The following is a 21,592-nucleotide window of genomic DNA, read 5'->3' as shown; positions in this document are numbered from 1 at the left end:
AAACATTATATTTCAGCATGTTGCACAATTTTTTAATCTGATTTTCTCGACATTTCCTTTGACAAATATTAGGATAGATCCTACTCTATTTAACTATTGCCTTAAATTTATCATCTATTCAGGATAACACGCACTTTTACATCGCTGCAATTTCGTATAGTCACGTACAAAGCTGTCGCACAACCGTTAATATATCTCCAGGAGAGTATAATGAAATTATACTGGTTAATTGCCACTGCGATTTCTATCAGCCTCGTGATAAGTGGCTGTGAAAATCATGAAAACGGTACATCTCAAACACCACAACTCACTGAGGTTACCGTGACTGCCCAAAAAGCAGAGCAGGTTTCGGTAAGCAATCCTATTGAGATACTGGGTACAGTCCAGTCAGCACACCGAGCAGAGATCGCCGCAAAAGTAACCGGTGCCATCTCAGAACTACCTGTTATGCTTGGCTCTGTTGTAAGAAAAGGTGACCTGCTTGTTAAAATCAGTGCAGGAGAAATTGATGCCCAGCTCAGGAAATCTCGTGCCCAGCTCAATCAGGCCTCCAGAAATCTTGAACGTGAGAAGAAACTGCTGAAAAAAAATGCCGCAACACCTGAAACAGTTCGATCATATGAAGATTCACTGGCAATTGCGGAAGCTGCCTACGAAGAAGCTCAAACCTTGCAGGGGTATACACAAATTCTTGCACCATTTAATGGGTTAGTTGCCCGTAAAGAAGCAAATGTGGGTGATATGGCAACTCCGGGCAAACCATTACTCTATATTGAAGATGATAAACAGTTGCAGGTTATCACCGACATTCCCGAAGCAATGATCAGTGAATTACGCGTAGGAGATCAGCTTTCTATCACCATCCCATCAGCTGCTGTTACCACCACCGGAACAATTGCAGAGATTGCACCTATAGCCAACCCTACAACTCGTACCGGAGCAGTTAAACTGAATATTTCTCATGAAGAAAACCTGCGCTCAGGTCAGTTTGCCAGGGTCTCACTCCTGCAAAAAGGTGCAGGGACTATCATTATCCCACACGATGCTATTCGCATTTCAGGCCAGATGGAACAGCTCTTTGTTGTAGAAGACGACAAGGCACGCCTCAGATTAGTACGAAGCGGAACAACCTACGACGATGGGATCGAAATTCTTTCAGGAGTCAAACCCGGCGATTTGATCATTACCAAAGGACAGGACACTGTTAAAGACGGTCAGCCTGTAAAACTTCACTGATAATTCAGCATCGACAATAGAACGATCATGACAAAACTCCAAAACGAACATCAGGGATTTGCAGGTCGAATGGCCGCAATATTTATTGATTCAAAGCTCACGGCACTCACCATTTTTGCCTCTATTCTGCTTGGCTCTCTTGCACTGTTCATGCTGCCGCGGGAAGAAGAACCGCAAATCAAAGTTCCAATGATCGATGTTATGGTCACTATGCCGGGAGCAACACCCCAGGAGGTTGAACAGCGCCTCACTGTGCCAATGGAAAAACTGCTCTATGAACTGCCCGGAGTCGAATATATCTACTCTACATCCATGACAGGACGTACTCTATTGGTAGTGAGATTTTATGTTGGCGAAGATATCGAGAGCTCTATTGTCCGCCTGAATCAAAAGCTCGAAACGAATTTTGACAGGATACCTCACACCGTCTCCCAGCCGCTTATAAAGCCTCATACGATTGATGATGTACCTATACTTGCGCTCACCTTTCACAGCAGCCAATACGACCATATGATGCTGCGAAGACTCGCTGCTGAAGTTGATAACAGTATTAAAAGTATCAAAAACGTCGCCGAAACAAAACTTATCGGCGGAACTAAACGACAACTCTCTATTAAATTTTCTCCATTGCTGCTTGCCTCCAGGAACCTGACAGTTACCGAAGTTATCCAGCATATCAAGCAAGTTAACCTGCAATCTTACTCAGGAAATCTTGAATCCCTCGATCAGGAAATACTCGTGCAGGCAGGTACATTCCTGCAAAGCGCACGGGAAATTGGCAGGGTTGTTGTCGGCGTATATGGCGGTCTTCCCGTCTATCTTGACGAAATCGCCGAAATAACCGATGGCCCTGAAGAACCTGAGAATTATGTTATGTTCGGTTCAGCAGACAGTCCTGATCTTGATGCTGCCGTTACTCTCTCCATTGCAAAGCGTCCTGGCGCTAACGCAGTAGCGGTAGTACAGGATGTTATCACTAAGGTAGAAAGTCTTAAGGGTACACTTATACCGGAAGATATATCAGTGACGATTACCCGCGACTACGGAGCAACAGCCGCAGAAAAATCAAACGAACTTCTGTTGCATATGGGTATTGCAGTGTTTGGTGTTGCATTGCTCATTCTCATGTTTCTCGGCTGGCGTGAATCAATGGTGGTTATGCTAGCCATCCCATCCACGTTGTCGCTTACCCTTCTCGTCTTCTACCTCTATGGCTACACACTCAACCGTATTACTCTTTTCGCCCTGATATTCTCAATAGGTATCCTGGTTGATGATGCGATAGTTGTTGTTGAAAACATTGTACGGCATCTGCACTTACCCGAAAATCGTGACAAATCCAGAATGACTGTTGCACTTGATGCCGTGATAGAGGTTGGTAACCCGACCATCCTTGCAACACTTGCCGTTATTGCTGCGATTCTGCCGATGGCATTTGTCGGTGGGTTGATGGGTCCATATATGCGACCTATCCCGATCGGTTCATCAGCTGCTATGATATTCTCTCTACTGATAGCCTTTACGGTTACGCCATGGGCGGCAACACGCCTGCTGAAAAATAATGGTCATGGAAAGTCACACGCTTCACCTGAAGATCAGTCGCCAGACGACTGGTTCACCAGGATCTACCATATTATTATGGATCCTCTACTGGCTCACAGGGGATGGCGGATTCTCTTTTTCATTACCATCACTGCTTTGCTTCTCGGATCAGCCAGTATGGTCTATATGGGCCTTGTTAAAGTGAAAATGCTTCCTTTCGACAATAAAAGTGAGTTCCAGATTATTCTCGACATGCCCGAGGGTTCAACCCTTGAACATACTGCAAAAGTAGCAATTGAAATGGGTGCATTAGTTAAGAACGATCCTGCTGTGGTCAACTACCAGATCTACGCGGGCACCGCCTCGCCCTACAATTTCAATGGACTCGTCAGGCACTACTTCCTTCGATCCGGTTCAAACGTGGCTGATATTCAGGTCAACCTGCGCCCTAAACATGACCGCAACTTGCAAAGCCATGATATTGCGCAGCGAATCCGACCGGGAATTGCCGCAATTGCAAAAAAATATGACGCAACTGTGGCAGTTGCCGAAGTACCTCCAGGCCCCCCTGTGCTGCAGACCATTGTCGCAGAGATTTATGGACCTGATGATGACAGCAGAGTCAAGCTTGCCACCGCTGTTAAAGAGATATTCAACAGTACCGAGGGAGTGGTGGATGTTGACTGGTTCAGAGAAGATGACAGAACCAGAAAAGTAATAACTGTAGATAAAGAAAAAGCTGCTATTAATGGTATCTCGGAAGAACAGATTACCACAACCATCGACATTGCTATTGGTGGACTCTCGTTCGATATCTTCCACCAACCGCGTGATAAAGAAGATGTCAATATGGTCATAGAGCTTCCGGCAGCCTATCGGGCACGGATAGAAAATCTGCTTAACATTTCGCTCAAAGATAACAGTTCTCCGAACTCCAAGCTGGTGCCTTTACGCGAGCTGGTTCATATTACCGATATGGCGGTCGAACAACCAATATATCGTAAAAACCTCAAACCGGTAATCTATGTAACCGGTGATGTGGCGGGATCAGTTGAAAGCCCTGTTTATGCAATCTTTGACATGAATAATAAACTGGCAGAACTTAATGCCAAATCATTTGGCGGCAGTGACAAGGGAGTAACGCTCTATAATCTTAATCAACCCTTTTCAGAATCAGAACCAGCAATGAAATGGGACGGTGAATGGCATATTACCCTCGAGGTATTCCGCGATCTCGGTATAGCCTTCTGTGTTGTCATGATACTCATATACATGCTGATGGTTGGTTGGTTTAAAGACTATCTCACCCCTTTTGTCGTTATGGCAGCTATTCCGTTTTCTCTTATCGGTATACTCCCGGCCCATTGGGGTTTTGGTGCATTCTTTACCGCCACCTCAATGATCGGTTTTATGGCAGGCGCTGGAATTGTAGTGCGTAATTCTATTATTCTAGTGGATTTCATCGAGTTGCGGGTACAAGACGGACATCCCCTCGCTCAAGCCGTTGTTGATGCAGGGGCAATTCGATTCAGACCCATGCTCTTAACCGCCCTTGCAGTTGTAGTTGGAGCCTCTGTAATTCTCGCTGATCCGATATTTCAGGGGTTGGCAATATCGCTCATGTTTGGAGAGATTGCCTCGTTGCTTATTAGTCGGATGGCGGTTCCTGTACTCTATTTCATGCTGAAAAGTAAAAACCTTTAAGGAAGTACACTTTTCCAGCATTTTGCAAAGACTGGAAGCGTCATAGGGACTGAGGCCAAAGGTAAGAGGACTGAGTGCTTCAGAAGCTTATAGTATTTTCCATGCAATTTACTCAGCCCTCTCCCCTTTACCCTCAGTCCTTTTGTTGTGTTTTCAAGGACCCCGCGCAATCTGCAAGGCAGGGGTTTTAACTTGTGGGGAATAAGTAGTCCCAGGAGGCTGTCCGACAATAGGGATTTTCGCTCAGATCAAGGCAAACTCGCAAAATTACCGGAGGCATATAGTTAATATCTCGGAGTCTCGTCCCTCGCTTACCGGAGGATAATTTTTCGAGTTTAACGAAGATATGGGTCGGTAAGCGTAGACTCCGAGAAGAGCATTGTCGGACAGCCTCCTAGGCAAAAGAGCATCTCCTTTAGATTGACATAGAGGCATGCTACACTAAATGAATATAGGTATTATACACTCACAACATCCCTCTTACCTGCAGGAGTCAGAGATGACAGAAGTTACAGCATTCGATCCTTTTAACGACAGAAAGAGCAGAGACATTCGAAATACACTCTCAAGTTCGCTGGTTGAATGTCTTGAAAAGAACAGTATAGCTCCAGCAGCGGAAGCAGCCGAAAAGTTTCTGAACCCAGAACTCGAAGATCACTATCGCCTCTATATCAAAGAACGTCTCAGCAGATTCGGCAAAGCTGTGACAACCATTTCAAGAGGGAGCGAGGATCCTTTCTGGCGCGGCTTAGTACTCTGGGACCTGGAACTGTTTTTTGAGATGCACGAAGTACTGGAACACGCCTGGTATACTGCAGAGGGTGACAAAAAAATGCTGCTCCAGGCACTTATTCGTGCAGCGGGAATGTATATAAAGCTCGAACACGGCTTTATCCCTCAGGCAAAAAAAATGGCAGGCAAGGCCGTTGTGGTGCTTGAAGAGCAGAGAGATTTTCTTGCTGAATATTTCCAGCCAGATCTTTTGATCGATGCTCTGAAAGTTACAGCCCCTACTCCCCCAAAACTATTAAACAAACAATCATAATAGTGATACGACATTCAAGAGAACTGCTGAGACAGGAATACCACCTGATTGGTATATGGCTCATGACAATTCCGTTTTAATTACAGGTAGTCATAACCTGCTTCAGATCAGTTTTGCCGTCAAAAATCAGCTGGATGCCTTCTTGCAGAAGCACTGTCATGCCGTTGTTAATGGCCTCCTGCTTAATCTCCTCAGATGTTGCTTTGTCAATTATCATATCTTTAACTTTCTGGTTGGCAATCAACAGCTCAAACAAACCTGCTCGCCCTTTGTATCCGCTATTATTACATTTTTCACAACCGTTTGATCTAAATAATGTCAGCGAATCTGAATAATGGGTCTGAATATGATCGTAAAAGAGAATTCCATAACTCTCCACATAATGATCAAATTCTTTCTGGCTGGGAGTATATGCTTCCTTACACTCTTCACATAAGGTTCGCACCAGACGCTGCGCCAGGATGCCAACCAGAGCATCTGAAAAGTTAAATGGATCAAGCCCCATATCTATGAGGCGAACAATAGTTTCGGCTGCCGAGTTGGTATGCAATGTACTGAAAACCATATGACCAGTCAATGACGCCTCAATTGCCATGCCTGCAGTTTCCTTATCACGCATCTCACCAATCATGATTATGTCAGGATCAGCTCGAAGAAACGCTCTCATTGCAGTTGCAAAGGTATACCCAATATTCGGTTTGACCTGAACCTGACGAAGGCGATACTGGGTTATCTCCACCGGATCTTCAGCGGTCCATATCTTTTTTTCAGGTGTATTTATGTAGTGTAGAGCAGAATGAAGGGTCGTTGTCTTACCAGACCCAGTAGGCCCAACCACCAGAAACAGCCCATGGGGACGAATAATCACCTCTGTCATTCTATCGAATATGCGGGGGGGAGTGATGTCCTTTAAAGGTAGTGGCTTACTGTCTGCAAGCACACGAATAACTACATCCTCATTACCGCCGGAGGTCGGGATAGTCGCCACCCTGAGCTCAATATTGTCGGCTCTTGTGGTGGTGAACTTGATTTTGCCATCCTGAGGTTTTCTTTTGACCGAGATATCCAGATCAGCAAGCACCTTAATACGTGAAACAACAGAAATAACATTATCTTTAGGGATTCTGAGAATCTCATTACACTGGCCGTCTATTCTGTATCGAACCTCTGAATCCTGGGCATCTCCATACGGCTCAATATGAATATCTGAAGCACCAGCGTAATAGGCATCTTCAATCAACTTGTTAACCAACTGAATAGCTGGACTGCTATTCACCTCAATTTCGATAGCTTCAGGAACCTCCTTATCACCACCTTCACCACCTGCGAGCATATTCTCATCTTCAACATTCTCACTGGTATCATATTTTGCGAGCACTTCACGAATATCATCGCCGAAGGCAAGATATATTTTAGAATGCAATACACCATAGCTCTTTTTGAGAGCAGGAATGTCACTCTGATTTACCGGATCCTTTGCAGCCAGAAAGAGCGTGTCCTGCTTCTTTTCAAGAGGAAGAATAAGATTTCTCTTAAAAATCTCAATATCACCGGTTGGGAAAAGCTTCTCAAAGGAATGCAGACCTTTCTTCAGGTCCATAAAACGTGTCTGATAAACAACAGCCAATGCCTCGCCCAGCTCGGCTTTATCGACAAGGAAATTTTCCATGAGAACAGTTTCTACATCTTTTTCCTGCTGGGTTGCAATGACCATTGCCCGTTCCATTTCCTGGCCGGAAATAATTTCACGCCTTACCAGTTCTTCATATCGAAGGGGGATTTTCTTACCGGTTTTGTAATGATTAAACAGCGCAATGCCAAGAGTTTCTGAAAGTTCATGAATTCGAGATTCATCGACTGTATCAAAATCAGCTCCGCTGTTTTTATTTATCAGCTGGATAACACCAAGGAGATTATTCTGGTGAACAATCGGGGTTGAAAGAACCTGTTTGGTCCTGCACCCTCCTTTCTTGTCCCAATTTCTATCAAAACCAAGTGTCGGATGGACTCGTTTCAATTCATCATCATCGTAAACGTTAGATATATTGAGTGTTTTCCTTGTATCTGCGACAAAACCGACAATACTGTCACGCCGTATACTCATGCGTATCTTGCGTAATGACTCCCCCGGAAGCAGAACCCACGAAACAAGCTGTTGTTTTTTGGCATCTACTAGAAATATAGTTGCCATTTCAACATCATACACCTTAAGAATTTTATTTTTCAGTCCAACCATTATTGCATTTGGACTAGAAGCCGAATGGATTTCATTCATCAGCTTTCTAAAGTGCACCTCAAAGGAATCTGACGCCGAATCGGACTGTCTACCTGCCATACGTTTCACCTAAAAACTATTTCAAAACACTGAAAGACTCTTGAACAGCACTAAAGAGATTTCCATGAAGACTATAATAATCAATGTATAATCATCATTTCATGGAGTTTAAAAAAAGTCAGGGAATATTCTTCTGTTCGTTTATAAAGCCTGGAAGATCACAGAATCAGTCCCCTCTCTCACAGCGTGATTTTGGCCCAACAAAACAAAAAAAGCCCTCTAGAGTTAAAACTCCAGAGGGCTTAAGTCGATGACTATTTAGTGCCCGACCAAAACCGCCAATTTCTCCAATTTCTTCGTTGATCTCAAATTTTAATCCTCAGGTAAGCGAGGAACGAGACTCCGAAATACTTTGTGTATTCTCCCGGATAAAATTCTCGCCCGCCTTGGACTTGAAAAAATTTGCAGGTTTTCGTTCAAGCACTATTTAATCTGTATATTTAAAGCTGATTACAGTCTATTGAATGAGTGTCTCCTCAATAATAGGTGTCTGTTCTTCAGGCAAAACCTGATCATTGATATTTATATCGAAAACATCCTTGTCCTCACGCTGATCATCAAGCAGAGCATTGTCAGCATTCTGCAGAAGCATTGGATCAAGCGTATTCATCTCCTGCTCAACACGCTGGATATTTCCGCGAACCTTCTCGGCTATCTCGACATCGGGATATTTAACAAGAATATCCTTGAGCATTTTTCGTGATTCAAGCAGCAATTTTTTCTGACTGTCTAGATCAGTTGTTTTAGTAAACCGGATAAAGAGACTCGCCGCTTTTCTACGCTCAGCTTTAGCGGCCAGCAAGGAGACTTCACTTATCTTGTCTTCGGCTTTCACCGCATACTCAGTATCAAGCATCTCTGTAAAAATGGTAATTGCCTCATCGAATCGTTCGGCTTTAACCATCAGCATTCCGTTGTTCCACTTTCGCTGCAATTCCTGAACTTTTGCAAGCTTATCTGTTTCTCTATCAACAGCTTCAGCCAGAACAAGATCATCCTTTTTCAACTTGAGCAATTCCCGTTTTTCATCATCAATAAGATCAGTCGGTACTGTTTCGAGAAGTTCAATTGCTTCCTGAAATTTTTTATTCTCTACAAGTTGATCAACCTTCCCCATAAATCCGTTGAACCACTTATCCGCCCGCTCCCTGGACTTTGATTTAATTATATCCACATTAGAGGAAACGGCTGAATATGGGTAATTCAAAAGGAAATCTTCTGCCTGCCAGGCGATCTTATACCCGTCTTTCTCTGGTATAAATCCAAGATAATTACGAAGAAGACCAGAATATTCAGTTAACTCCGGGCTCCCTTTCAAACTTCTTTCAAGAATAGAAAGTTGCAGTTTGGACCATTCATCAATCTCACCAAGCATAACATAATCCTGAGAGATTTTATCGTATTGCAATTCAGCAGCAGGAAAATTACCACTTGCAGTATAGAGATCTGCCAATATCTTTCTAAGTGAAATAAGATCTGTTGACTGCTCTTCGGATGAGGACATCTGATCAACTATCTGCTGATACACTTCTGCAGCCTGTTCCTCCTGATGCAAATACATCAGGGCACTTCCATAACGGAGTTTGGAGAGCAAATCTACACGTTCAATCTGACCTTGCGGGATCTGCAACCAGACCTGAACAACCTCTTCATACTCCTGATTGCCTGCATAGCGCTCGATAAGCGTCTCGATCTGCGCAAGGTCAGCAGTTTCCTCACGCTGTCCCCAGCCGGCTCCTTTATCATCAGGCGCTGAAAGCAACCTACCGCAAACACTTTCGAGGAATTCTATATCGTTCTTTTGTAAATCCTGAATAACTGAACTGCTGACCTCACCAGAGCCAGCAAGACGGCGGCTCTGCAGTATTTCTTCCTGGAGGCCGGTATACCCGTTTAAGACATTCTGCAATCGCCTGAAGCACCTGACCATCTGTTCGGTGTCTTCCTGACTTAAGTTTACTGCAAGAGATTGACTATCAAGATCTTTCCAACGATCAAGTTTTCGACTGTACTCGAAAATTCGATCATTGATGTAGTTCATCGAAGGTATAACGGTTTCAGCTGTCACCTGCTCCAGGGATATATCAGTATCATCAGAAATATCAAGATAACGTGGTTGCGGCTTCTGACCTTCAGTCCCTGTCGGTTGCGTGCGCACAGATTCGGAATAAATGTCAGTAGTTGTCTGCGTTGGACGCTCGTACGTCGGGGATTGTGATGGGTTTACAACACGTTTTTGAGTTTGGACACATCCGGTTAATGCCAGAAGGCAACATGCTACTGAACTGATATATAATCTCTTTTTCATAATATGCTGGAATATTAGATGTTCAATAATCAGGTTATGCACAACGATTATCTAAGGAATAGGATTCTTGACTGTCATATCGGCTGGTGACGCACAACTCTTTACATTCGCAACCAATCCGGTTGTCATGTTACCACATAGAGGGGTTCAGGCCAAGGCAAAGCACAGATAACCTGATAAACTGATTTATCCAGTGCTTTCGAGCTGAACGGACGTAGAAAAGAAAAAGGGGGGAAGGCTATCTTTCTTCCATGTCAGTACGGTGCATCACAACCTGCATGAATCGTGGGGTGATGCACCTTCACAGGTGACTAATTTTTGAAATATACTGCTTAATTGATCGTGTCACCAACCCGCCAGTACGGTTCATATTGTCTTTCCGGTGAAAATCGACCACTGGTCGATAAATCACCAAAAGTCATGATCGACGGTTGGTAGCGATTTCTATCACTGGCTTTTCTGGCTGGCGTAGCCAGCAAACCACCATTATCAGGATTCGCGACCAGATTAATCTGCTCAGCCTGACCGCGTTGCAACTGAAGTCCGTAAAATGACAAATCGACAGGATCAAAAGCCTCTGCATAACCGTCCTGACTCAAGAGTTCCTTGACAATCCCAATCCAGGTGGGCAATGCCCCGGCAGCACCACTAACCTTTATGGTGGATTTACGCATTGGACTATTATCGTCAAACCCTGCATAAACGCCGATGGCATAACCGCTGTCGGTACTCATTGAGTGAGCCTCCCTATTCAATCCCGGCAGATACCCAAAAAACGAAGCATTGGTGTAGCGGTTGGCAGTGCCGGTTTTCCCAAGCAACGGAACAGGCAAATCCAGTGAGTTTATCTCGCTGTCATTCTCAGAAATAAGTCTGACCTCTTTATCAGCTTTTCGACCGGTCCCGAACTTCACGACATTTTCAAGAATATGTCCGATACCTATTCGGCCCGCCTCACCCAATACCCGTTTTTCATGTCGCTCAGGCTTATAGAGCACCAAACCATCTTCTGATTCGATGCGATCGAGAATAAGCAAACTGTCATTTTCTTCACTACTTGGATCTGCACCATACGTGGTCACATTACCGGTAACCATAGCCTCATACATTCTGGTGGCCTCAAGTAAACTTACAACATTTGAACCAAGCGGAAATGAGAGAACAGGCTCAAGATCGGATTTGACTCCCATTTCATGGGCCAGGGCAATAAGGTATTTCAATCCAACATAGATCCTGAAATCATTTACCTCGGTCAGAACCTCAAAGCTATATGGCAAACCTCTTTGAAGACGTTTATATTCAGAATCCATCTGCTTAGTAAGCAAGTCAAATCCGTTTACTGAAACCTCACCGTTCAGATGCACCTGCTGCCAGAATTGACGCTGTTCACCTTCCGACAAATTATACAGTTGTTCCTCAAGATATCGACGGTTTACGGATTGCAAATACGGCCGGATATGCCGTTTTGCCTGAAATACATATCTGCCGGTCGAGCTGTCAAAATAGAGATCAGGCGTGTCGAGATCATCGCCATACGCATCCTGTCGCATAAACCCCATTGGGGCTTCTATCTTCTCTCTATATGCACCTAATTTGCCACGTAATTCCTCATAAACAAGGAAGTTTTTCTCAAGAAGTTTTTGGCGTAATTTCAACTCGCTGATCTCATAATTCTTAAGATTCTTATCATTTTTGAGCTGATCTGCTATCTCCTCGTCAAATGTCGCGAAATTCAAGCCATAGTGAAGTGATTTGAAAAAACTGTATTCATCTACCATGTTCTCAAACATGAAGTCAGCTTCACTATTTCGGACAGCAGCATTATATGCAGCTTTACGCAACATATCTCTGTTTACGACGATCCCGTAACGATCACGCACACGGGCGCGATATGTGCGATAAGATTCAGTGTCACCATCAACTATTCGTGGAGCGAGTCCAAGATGATCAGCCAGATCTTTAAACTGAATAGAATTAAGATTGTCGCACAAGTGTGAAAGCAACCATACGGAAGCGAGATTTTCTGATTTTACGCCGGCCCAGCTCATGGAGACATGTTCGTACGGGCTATCATGATCAGGTCTCGGGAAGTACGGTTGATTATGGTATACGAAAACATCACGGGAATTCCTCAACTGATCCGTGCTATTCCAGCCAAGTTGAAGAGCTGCAGCAAAAACAAAAGGTTTAAACGATGACCCCATGGTTCGTTTGGCATATACGGCTCTGTTGTAATTTCTGTTCTCAGTACCGCCGGCCATTGCTCTGATTGCTCCGTCTTTGACTACAATGGCGCCGCCCTGAACCTTAGGATACTTCTCCAAATCAAGAAGAGCATCACCATTTTCAGTAATTTCGCGTACACTGACCCAAACACGATCACCGACCTGAAGCTGCTCAAGCAGTTTATTCAGATCATTTTTTTTGGGCTGTGTCCATATATCTTTCTGCCACTGAACCCGTGCTGCAACCAGCTGTTCAAACCCTTTTTTATCTATAATTGCGGTACCCTTTTTTCGGCCAAAATCGACAGTCACCTCAATATCATCACCTTTGCCCTCTATTCTTACAATCTGGCCAAACAGAAATGCGCAATGCTCAAGAGAAGTATCACCGCTATAATCAAGTTGTGCATATTCTTCCTGCACCTCTTCACGTTCATAGCCGCGTAACAATACATCGAGTCGGGAAAGATCATGACGGAGGGCATACAGGGTCTTTTGCTGTATTTTTTTATCAACAGTGGTCACTATCCTGATCCCTGATGTGGAAACATTCTCAATACCATGCTTTTCCAATGCCTCGATCACTTCAGTTGAAGAGACGACATCTTTGACCATCTCCATCACGTAATCAAGTGAATACCCAACCTGTCCCTGCCGGAAGCCGATAGGAGATGCCAAAGCTTCGTTATATGCGCCCTGTCCTATCATCTCAAGTTGGAGCATCTTGGTGAGCACATATTTCAACCGGACCTTCGCCCTCGTCTCTGCCAGTTCTGCAGCAGCACGGGTTTTCTTAATAAATGGATTGTAATAGTTGGGTCGCTTAACACTACCGGCAATAAATGCACTCTCTACAAGATTAAGTTCGCTTGGCACTTTATCGAAATAATACCGTGCGGCGATTCCAAGACCATGACCATTACCACTTACATAAAACTGGTTGGAGTAAAATTCAAAAATCTTCTCTTTGGGGTAGTGATATTCAAGTCGGAGGGCAAACAGGAGTTCCTTGAGCTTAGCTTTGAATGAACGGTCCTTTCGTTTGAAAAGGTTCTTAGCAGTCTGTTGAGTTAGTGTACTGCCTCCCTGCACCACCCTTCTAGCTTCTATGTTCTTGATAGCTGCCCTGGCAATACCGAGGACATCAAATCCAAAGTGGTCAAAAAAACGATTATCTTCAGCTGCTACGAGCGCATTAACAAAATCGGAGGGGATCTCACCATAACGCACGTACTGACGGTGCGACTGATCAAAAAAGACGCCGAGTTTAGTCTCGTTATCATTGTAAAATACAGGACTTTCCTGACCCAGTATGTTCTCTATGTAGCTGGATTCAATCTCAGGCCCGGGGTTGACCACTATCAGCCAGTGTAATCCTCCGGCTCCAGCAAGGACTGCAGCGAAAGAAAGAAACAGGAAAAAATATAATATCTTCTTTATCATAGTCGTTTTTTCTGCCATCTTAGACAGATAAATGTGATAACATTATTGCGTTAATCATAACAACTTTCAGCTGGTCGTATTATTGTTGCATTTCTCGACCACTTAGGTTTTAAATAATTGCGAATTCTCAATGGCTCTGTAAAAAACAGACCTGAATGTACAAGGTTATAAAACATATAACAACAGACTTTTCCGGGGCTGATTGCACGGAAGTGCACCATAGCATCCTACACAGGAGCTTGAAAACACTCATGTTTCATTTTTTTCCCAGGCGAATTACCCTTGTGGCTATTGCCGCATCTACCCTTATACTCAGTGGTTGTATCGCAAATCAAACACGGCTGGCTATGCCGGAGTTCCAAGGAACCACAGAAGAGCAGGAAATTCAACAAGCTGACGATCCTGATCTTCAACTCGTAACACCTGAACCCGAAACTGCTCTCGACCAGGAGCTTGTAGCTCTCAGTGAAACCGGGCAGTGGGGTGAAAAGACATCAGTACCAGAGCCTACAGAGAAAGACCAATCTGTACCACTCTACGATTTTCCAATAGTCATGAACAAACAGGTCGAAATGTACCTCAACCTGTTTCAGGGTAAACAACGCAGACACTTTCAAAAGTGGCTGGCGCGTTCAGGTAAGTATGCACCACTCATGGAATCTGAACTCAGCAAAGCCGGCCTCCCGAAAGATCTTATATTTCTTTCAATGATTGAAAGTGGATATAACCAGAGAGCATATTCCAGGGCACGGGCTGTAGGTCTCTGGCAGTTTATGCGTGCAACCGGCAGGCAATACAATCTTACAGTAGATAATTATGTTGATGAACGGCGTGATGCTGAGAAATCCACAAAAGCTGCTGTTGCTTTCCTAAATGATCTTTACACTGAGTTCGGCGACTGGCATCTCGCGGTAGCTGCTTACAATGCAGGACCCGGGAAAATACGTAACGGGCTAAAGCGATATAAAGTAGACAATTTCTGGGACCTTGCAAAACATAACTACCTCAAACTGGAAACCAAGAGATACGTTCCAAAACTGATTGCAGCCATTATTCTTTCAAGAGATGCTGATCGATATGGTTTCAACAACGTTGACTATGCGGAACCCCTTGCTTACGATACGCTGGATGTGCCATCCGGAATGAGCCTGGACGCTATTGCAATAGCTTCAGGAACTGAAACAAAGCTCATCAAAGAACTCAATCAGGAGCTTCACAAAGCCAAGACACCAGCAAACAGGTCATCGTATACAGTGAAAATTCCGGCAGGAACAAAAGCACTGGCCAGTAACAACATGAAGCGCTTACATTCATATGTAAGCACAGGCTATAAAACACATACAATCAAAAAAGGTGAATCTGTAGCCAGTATATGCCGTAAATACGACATCAATACGACCACATTGCTTAAAGTGAATAATCTTCGCTCTGCACAGCTTAAAAAAGGTACAAATCTTCGTATTCCTTACTCGACAGTAAAATACCAGCTTCTCCCTACCGGTAGCGATCAACAATTAGCACAGTATAAAGAGAACCTCATCCTCCATCGTATAGCAAAGGGTGAAACCATCTCAAAAATTGCTAAAAAATATTGTGTCCCTAAAGAGATGATTGTCTCTTGGAATGGACTACCCAGTGTTCACAAAATCAGGGCAGGTCAACAACTGGCACTGTATATTGAGAATAACGGTACTCCTCGGGGGGACATTCAAAAGAACCGTATACTGGCCACAACCGGTAAATTACTTGCAGCAGCGCCTGATACGTCTCAGGTATCACCAGTTACGTCTTCCTTACCCACTTTGACAGCCTCTAAAAAGACAGCTCCAAAGGAATCCCCTGCAAAAGCTGTTTACAGTTGGTATAAGGTCAGGAACGGTGACTCTCTCTGGACAATATCCCGCAGATTTAATACCTCTGCAACTGAGATCAGGCAGTTGAATAATCTGAAATCCAACCTTATTCAGCCCGGCAGCCGCCTTAAAGTGAAAAAAGTATAAGAATAATCCTGTCAGATGTATCCAGTAGTGATTACATGTATTGGAGTTACTTTGGCAGGATGTATCTTTTCACACGACCCTATTTCTTAGCACGAAATTCGAGACATATATCCGGCAGAATAAAACCGCCGCATATCATATAATTATTTATCATTTACACCAGGCGTATCAAAATCAATGACCATACCAGCCACGGCTACCCATGATTATGGGCCAGATGTCCATTCAATTGACCTTGAAAACAAACACGTAATACTTATCGGTACAGCTCACATATCACAGGAGTCGGTTGATCTTGTTAAACACGTGATCACCACAGAACGGCCTGATTGTGTATGTCTTGAACTTGATGACAAGCGCTACCAGGCCATGTCAAGCAAAGAAAACTGGCAATCACTCGATCTCAAACAGATAATTCGCAACAAACAGCTATCCACACTGCTTGTCAGTCTGCTTATGAGCTCCTACCAGAAAAAACTTGGTAATCAGCTCGGTGTAAAACCCGGTGCAGAACTGCTTGGCGCCGCAACCACTGCAAAGGAACTGGGAATTCCGATCAGTCTCTGTGACCGGGACGTCAGGATTACCCTGCGGCGAGCGTGGAAGTCGACCTCAATTTTTCGAAAAGGATATCTGCTGACTTCGCTCCTTGCCAGCATGTTTGATTCCGAAGAAATCGACGAAAACAAACTTAAGGAATTAAAACAGAAAGATGTCCTGTCTAATCTCATGGAAGAGATGGGAGAATCACTTCCTGAGCTCAAGCGCGTTCTAATTGATGAACGTGATATTTATCTGGCCGAAAAAATTAAAGATACAACAGGTAACACGATTGTTGCCGTAGTTGGTGCCGGACATGTAGCTGGAATAAAAAAGGTAATTACATCCAACCTACAACACAAGCTAGATGAAATCATTGCAATCCCACCAGTATCAAATGGCTGGAAGATAGCAGGCTGGGGAGTTCCTTTTATGATACTTGCCTCACTTGCAGCGATAGGTTACCTCAAGGGTGCCGAAGTTGCAGGTTCCAATGCTATGTTCTGGATTTTGGCAAATGGCATTCCTGCAGCCTGTGGTGCTCTGATAGCCCTTGCTCATCCGTTTACAACAATAGGTGCATTCACCGCTGCACCGATCACCAGCCTTACCCCGGTCATAGGAGCAGGCTATGTGACAGCCTTCATCCAGGTTATGACCAGGCCTCCGGTCGTGCGTGAATTTGAATCGGTCGGCGATGATATTTCATCGTTCACCGGTTGGTGGAAAAATAAACTGCTCCGTGTATTTCTTGTATTCTTCTTCACAGGCCTCGGCTCTGCTGTTGGTACCTGGGTCGGGGGATACGAAATTTTCAAGAATCTTTTCAGCTAACATTTTTCAGGCTGAGCAGAGCAAACACTCTACATAGAAAAACGATTAACAAAAAAGTATCGTAATTCGAACATTGGACAATATGACAGAAAAAAAACAAGACGAAAAGCTGGTGCCAGAACTGACCAGCAAGCAGAAAAAGTTCCTCAAGGGCCTGGCCCACGATCTTCCAGCACTTGTTCAGGTCGGCAAAGAGGGATTCAGTAAATCGCTCATTGAGCAAACAAATCTGGAACTGACCCGCCGTGAACTTATTAAGGTCAAACTTGGTAAGAACAGTGGATTAGAAAAGGATCAGGCGGGTATTACACTCTCAGAAGCGACAAAAAGCACCTTGGTTCAACTTATCGGAAAAACACTCATTCTCTATCGTGCCAACCCAAAGAGAAACAAGGAAGAGCGTATACGTTTGCCGAAGAACTAAAACAGAGTTCTTCGAGCTCACATCTTTGTTGTGAGATATCTATGGGCGTCTTTTAATTAAAGGCGCCCATTTTTTTTGTCTAATTCCTCAATATCTTTTTGAGTATAATATCAGCAATATAATTCTATATTGAAAAATTGATTATCACTGAAACTCAACCTTAGGTAGAAAGCTGTAAGGAGTGAGGTGACAACTACATCCATAACAAATTGGCAAATTACTGCACTTACCTCAATACTAATGGTCAGATTTTGAAAGGTTTAAACCCCTCACTATACTCGCTGCGGATTAGTGGCATTCAGATTGAAAAATGACCATCTCAAACAACAGGCGTGTCTCGTTTGAAATTAAAAATCAAACAATGAGAAGTCCGGGGCAGATCAGCTGAAACTAACCACTTAAAGAATATTCAATACTCTGCTATTTGAGAGCTGTCAGAACAGTCGGGGTCTCCTGCCTGGCAACCACCATCTTGGCCTTATACTCTTCGCTAAAACATTGCCCAGCAGCCTTACTCGCCAGTTCAGGTGTATTATTAGTCTCACTCAAATGCGCAAGCACAGCCACCTTAAGGTGACGATGCATGAGGTTGTGTAGAAATTCTGCCGCATCCTCATTTGACAAATGTCCCTGACTTGACCTCACACGTTGTTGCAAAAAGAGCGGATACGGCCCATTTTTTAACATTTCAAGATTATGGTTAAACTCTAAGATCAACCCGTGACAACCTGCAAGTCGTAGTTCCATGAGTTTGGATACCTTACCTGTATCTGTACAATAACCGAGATATTCACTACCATTACTCACCACAAAACCGACCGGGTCTGCTGTATCATGAGATACACGAAATGATCGTACCTGCAGATCCTGTATTTCAATATCTTCGCCTGTACCGAATTCGATCAACTTATGGAGTTTACCCATCTTATTTTCAGCACCTTTGAACGTGCCATAATTACTATAAACAGGAATTTTACAACGTCGTGATAGAACGCCAACACCTGCAATATGGTCATTGTGCTCGTGTGTCACACAGATCGCTGTAAGATTATCAAGTGATCGGCCTATGGCTGACAATCGTTTTTCAACTTCTTTACCTGAAAATCCGTTGTCAATAAGGATACCGTTTTTCCCTTCTTCAATATAGACGCAGTTTCCGCGACTACCGCTTCCGAGAACACTAAACTGCATCTTATTTCACTCCGGTGTGCCCAAAACCACCAGCTCCTCTGTCTGTTTCATCCAATTGAGCAGTTTCATGCCAGGTTGCTGTAACCACAGGTGCAAGTATCATCTGTGCTATCCTGTCTCCACGACATATAACAAAGGGTTCTTTGCCAAGATTGATCAGGCCTACCTTCACCTCACCACGATAATCAGAATCAATAGTACCAGGACTGTTAATTATGGTTACCCCATGTTTAACAGCAATACCGCTTCTCGGACGTACCTGCACCTCAAAGCCGACAGGGATGGCCATCGCAAATCCGGTAGGAACAAGTATAATTTCACCAGGTGCAAGTACATGGTCAGCTGTTACAGCTGCGCAAACATCCATACCTGCCGAACCTGAGGTTTCGTAAGAGGGAAGCGGGAGATCGCGTTCCTCTTCAGGAATGAGCCAGGAGATATTTACTACCTTGCAGGATGATTCTTTCTGAAATATTTCGTTCATAATTATCCGTTTTAAATCAGTCTTAAACAAAAAAAGCCGACTCGAAAGAATAACGAGTCGGCTTCATTTACTTACATACCACCAGATGGTTTATGATTCAGTCATCAGTGCTTTCCGGCTGAGGCGAATACGTCCGCGATTATCAACATCAAGAACGATAACCTCAATCTCGTCACCTTCATTTACAACATCAGAAACCTTAGCCACACGCTTAGTGTCAAGCTCTGAGATGTGAACCAGGCCGTCTGTTCCTGGAAGGATTTCAACAAATGCGCCGAAATCCTTAATGGTCTTAACGGTACCTTTATAGGTAGTCCCAATCTCAACTTCTGCAGTAATCTCTTTGACCCTGGCGACAAGAGCATCACCAAGTGCGCCATTAAGAGTGAACATTTTCACCAGGCCGCTGTCATCAACTTCAATCTTTGCATCGAATTCAGCAGAGATTTCTTTGATAATTTTTCCGCCAGGACCAATGAGGTCTCTAATCTTGTCAGGGTTGATTTTGTGAACAAAATATTTTGGAGCGTGATCTGCAACTTCTTCACGAGCAACAGAAATACCTTTGGTCATCTCTTTGAGGATATGATCACGACCGGCCTTGGCCTGTTCAAGAGCACGTCCCATGATGTCTCGATCGACACCATCAATTTTGATATCCATCTGTAAAGATGTGACACCATCGCGAGTACCGACAACTTTGAAGTCCATATCTCCGAGATGATCCTCGTCACCGAGAATATCAGAAAGAATGACAACCTTGTCACCTTCTTTAATGAGTCCCATGGCGATACCTGAGACCGGAGTCTTAATAGGTACACCAGCATCCATCAGTGCCATAGAACCGCCACATACGGTGGCCATTGAAGAAGAACCATTTGATTCAAGTACTTCTGAAACAACACGAATTGAATATGGAAAATCTTCCTCGCTCGGCATAACTGCGGAAAGTCCGCGTAATGCAAGAGTTCCGTGACCAATATCACGACGAGAGGGTCCGCGGAGCATACGAGCCTCACCAACACAAAATGGCGGGAAGTTGTAATGCAGCATCAAACGCTTATTATCTTCGCCGACAAGAGTCTCAACTCTCTGCTTATCGCGCTCACTTCCAAGTGTTGCAGTAACAATGGCCTGGGTCTCACCACGAGTAAACAGTGCGGATCCATGGGTCATGGGCAGACACTTTACCTCGCAACTGATATCTCTGACCTCATCAAAAGATCTTCCATCGATGCGAACTTCTTCCTCAACAATCTTAGATCGCATGAGACTCTTCTTGAATGAAGACAGGTAATCTGAAATCTCACCTTTCTTCTCACCTTCAGGATCAAGCTCAGCAACGACAGCATCTTTAAGATCATCATACATGTCATAACGCTGCATTTTGTCAGAGCAGGAAACAACCTTGCTCATACCTTCAGCTGCAATCTCAGCGACTTTCGCCTTCAATGCTTCATCAATTTCCGGCTCAACAACTTCACGTTTCACCTTACCATTGCTCTTCTGCAATTCTTCCTGAAGATCAATGAGAGGCTGAAGATTCTCAAAAGCATAGAAGATACCTGAAAGTACTTCTTCTTCGGTCAATTCATCTGCCTGACCTTCAACCATAACAACTGCATTTCTGGTACATGCAACAACGATGTCCATAGTTGAATTCTCTAACTCTGCAAGAGTCGGATTCAACATATACTGACCATCAATACATGCCACACGGCCACCAGCAACAGGGCCGGCAAAAGGAAGATCTGAAATGGATAATGCAGCAGATGCACCGGTCAATGCCAGCACATCAGGATTGTTCTGCTGGTCAGCAGACAATACAGTGGCGATAACCTGAGTCTCACACATGTATCCTTCAGGGAAAAGCGGACGGAGCGGTCTGTCTATAATACGACAGGTGAGAATCTCGTGCTCACTTGGCCGTCCGATCTCACGGCGAAAATAGTTGCCTGGGATTCGTCCAACTGATGCGAGTTTTTCTTGATACTCGATGGTGAGTGGGAAAAATGACTGGTCTTGACGTGCAGTTTTTGAACCAACGACTGTTACAAGTACAACTGTTCCGCCACAACGAATGACGATTGAACCTGATGCCTGTTTTGCGAGTTTACCGGTCTCAATAGAAATATTCTTTCCACTGATTTCGGCTTCTACTTTTGTAAACATAATGTCTCCAAGTGTTCAGCATCAGGGCAATGCCAATTGCCGTTTTCCTGACTGGATTATCCACCAGCCCCGTATGCTCTATATTTCCGGATTTCCTATAACGACAAAA

At 44.1% G+C, this 21,592-nt stretch carries 12 protein-coding genes; 6 read left to right on the top strand and 6 right to left on the bottom strand.

The annotated features are described in order from the left end of the window. The first annotated feature begins 210 nt into the window (after nucleotides 1-210). From FCL46_RS06380 to FCL46_RS06370, 3 genes are all read left to right on the top strand, one after another. Nucleotides 211-1,236, top strand: coding sequence for an efflux RND transporter periplasmic adaptor subunit (locus FCL46_RS06380; protein ID WP_136805538.1), 1,026 nt, complete (start codon nucleotides 211-213; stop codon nucleotides 1,234-1,236). Between the two features lie 27 nt (nucleotides 1,237-1,263). Next, nucleotides 1,264-4,482, top strand: coding sequence for an efflux RND transporter permease subunit (locus tag FCL46_RS06375; protein ID WP_136805537.1), 3,219 nt, complete (start codon nucleotides 1,264-1,266; stop codon nucleotides 4,480-4,482). A gap of 499 nt (nucleotides 4,483-4,981) precedes the next feature. Then, nucleotides 4,982-5,527, top strand: coding sequence for a DUF309 domain-containing protein (locus FCL46_RS06370; protein WP_167505748.1), 546 nt, complete (start codon nucleotides 4,982-4,984; stop codon nucleotides 5,525-5,527). 76 nt (nucleotides 5,528-5,603) lie between these two features. Here FCL46_RS06370 and FCL46_RS06365 read toward each other — a convergent pair whose 3' ends face one another. The 3 genes from FCL46_RS06365 to FCL46_RS06355 form a co-directional block, all read right to left on the bottom strand. After that, a complete protein-coding gene (locus FCL46_RS06365; RefSeq protein ID WP_136805535.1) occupies nucleotides 5,604-7,862 on the bottom strand; it encodes a GspE/PulE family protein in 2,259 nt (752 codons plus the stop codon). Nucleotides 7,863-8,319: 457 nt separating this feature from the next. Then, nucleotides 8,320-10,170, bottom strand: a complete 1,851-nt coding sequence (locus FCL46_RS06360; protein ID WP_136805534.1) for a hypothetical protein — start codon at nucleotides 10,168-10,170, stop codon at nucleotides 8,320-8,322. Between the two features lie 332 nt (nucleotides 10,171-10,502). Beyond that, nucleotides 10,503-13,838, bottom strand: coding sequence for a transglycosylase domain-containing protein (locus FCL46_RS06355; protein WP_167505747.1), 3,336 nt, complete (start codon nucleotides 13,836-13,838; stop codon nucleotides 10,503-10,505). A gap of 251 nt (nucleotides 13,839-14,089) precedes the next feature. Here FCL46_RS06355 and FCL46_RS06350 point away from each other — a divergent pair, with 251 nt between their 5' ends. From FCL46_RS06350 to yhbY, 3 genes are all read left to right on the top strand, one after another. Next, the gene (locus FCL46_RS06350) at nucleotides 14,090-15,838 is read left to right on the top strand and encodes a LysM peptidoglycan-binding domain-containing protein (protein WP_167505746.1); all 1,749 of its coding nucleotides are present in this window, start codon (nucleotides 14,090-14,092) and stop codon (nucleotides 15,836-15,838) included. 177 nt (nucleotides 15,839-16,015) lie between these two features. Then, complete coding sequence (locus FCL46_RS06345; protein WP_136805531.1) at nucleotides 16,016-17,212, top strand: TraB/GumN family protein; 1,197 nt, start codon at nucleotides 16,016-16,018, stop codon at nucleotides 17,210-17,212. A gap of 82 nt (nucleotides 17,213-17,294) precedes the next feature. Then, nucleotides 17,295-17,636, top strand: a complete 342-nt coding sequence (gene yhbY, locus FCL46_RS06340; RefSeq protein ID WP_136805530.1) for a ribosome assembly RNA-binding protein YhbY — start codon at nucleotides 17,295-17,297, stop codon at nucleotides 17,634-17,636. Nucleotides 17,637-18,056: 420 nt separating this feature from the next. Here yhbY and FCL46_RS06335 read toward each other — a convergent pair whose 3' ends face one another. The 3 genes from FCL46_RS06335 to pnp form a co-directional block, all read right to left on the bottom strand. Beyond that, nucleotides 18,057-18,827, bottom strand: coding sequence for an MBL fold metallo-hydrolase (locus FCL46_RS06335; protein ID WP_136805529.1), 771 nt, complete (start codon nucleotides 18,825-18,827; stop codon nucleotides 18,057-18,059). A gap of 1 nt (nucleotide 18,828) precedes the next feature. Beyond that, on the bottom strand, nucleotides 18,829-19,311 hold the full coding sequence (dut, locus tag FCL46_RS06330; protein ID WP_136805528.1) for a dUTP diphosphatase: 483 nt from the start codon (nucleotides 19,309-19,311) through the stop codon (nucleotides 18,829-18,831). Between the two features lie 90 nt (nucleotides 19,312-19,401). Continuing rightward, on the bottom strand, nucleotides 19,402-21,483 hold the full coding sequence (pnp, locus tag FCL46_RS06325) for a polyribonucleotide nucleotidyltransferase (protein WP_136805527.1): 2,082 nt from the start codon (nucleotides 21,481-21,483) through the stop codon (nucleotides 19,402-19,404). Nucleotides 21,484-21,592: the final 109 nt, after the last annotated feature.

Origin of the sequence: Desulfosediminicola flagellatus, assembly GCF_005116655.2 — a bacterium.
In the GTDB taxonomy this organism is placed as follows: Bacteria; Desulfobacterota; Desulfobulbia; order Desulfobulbales; family Desulfocapsaceae; genus Desulfopila; species Desulfopila flagellata.
Note: the sequence above shows the minus strand (reverse complement) of the source record. Positions and strands in the feature narration are given on the sequence as shown.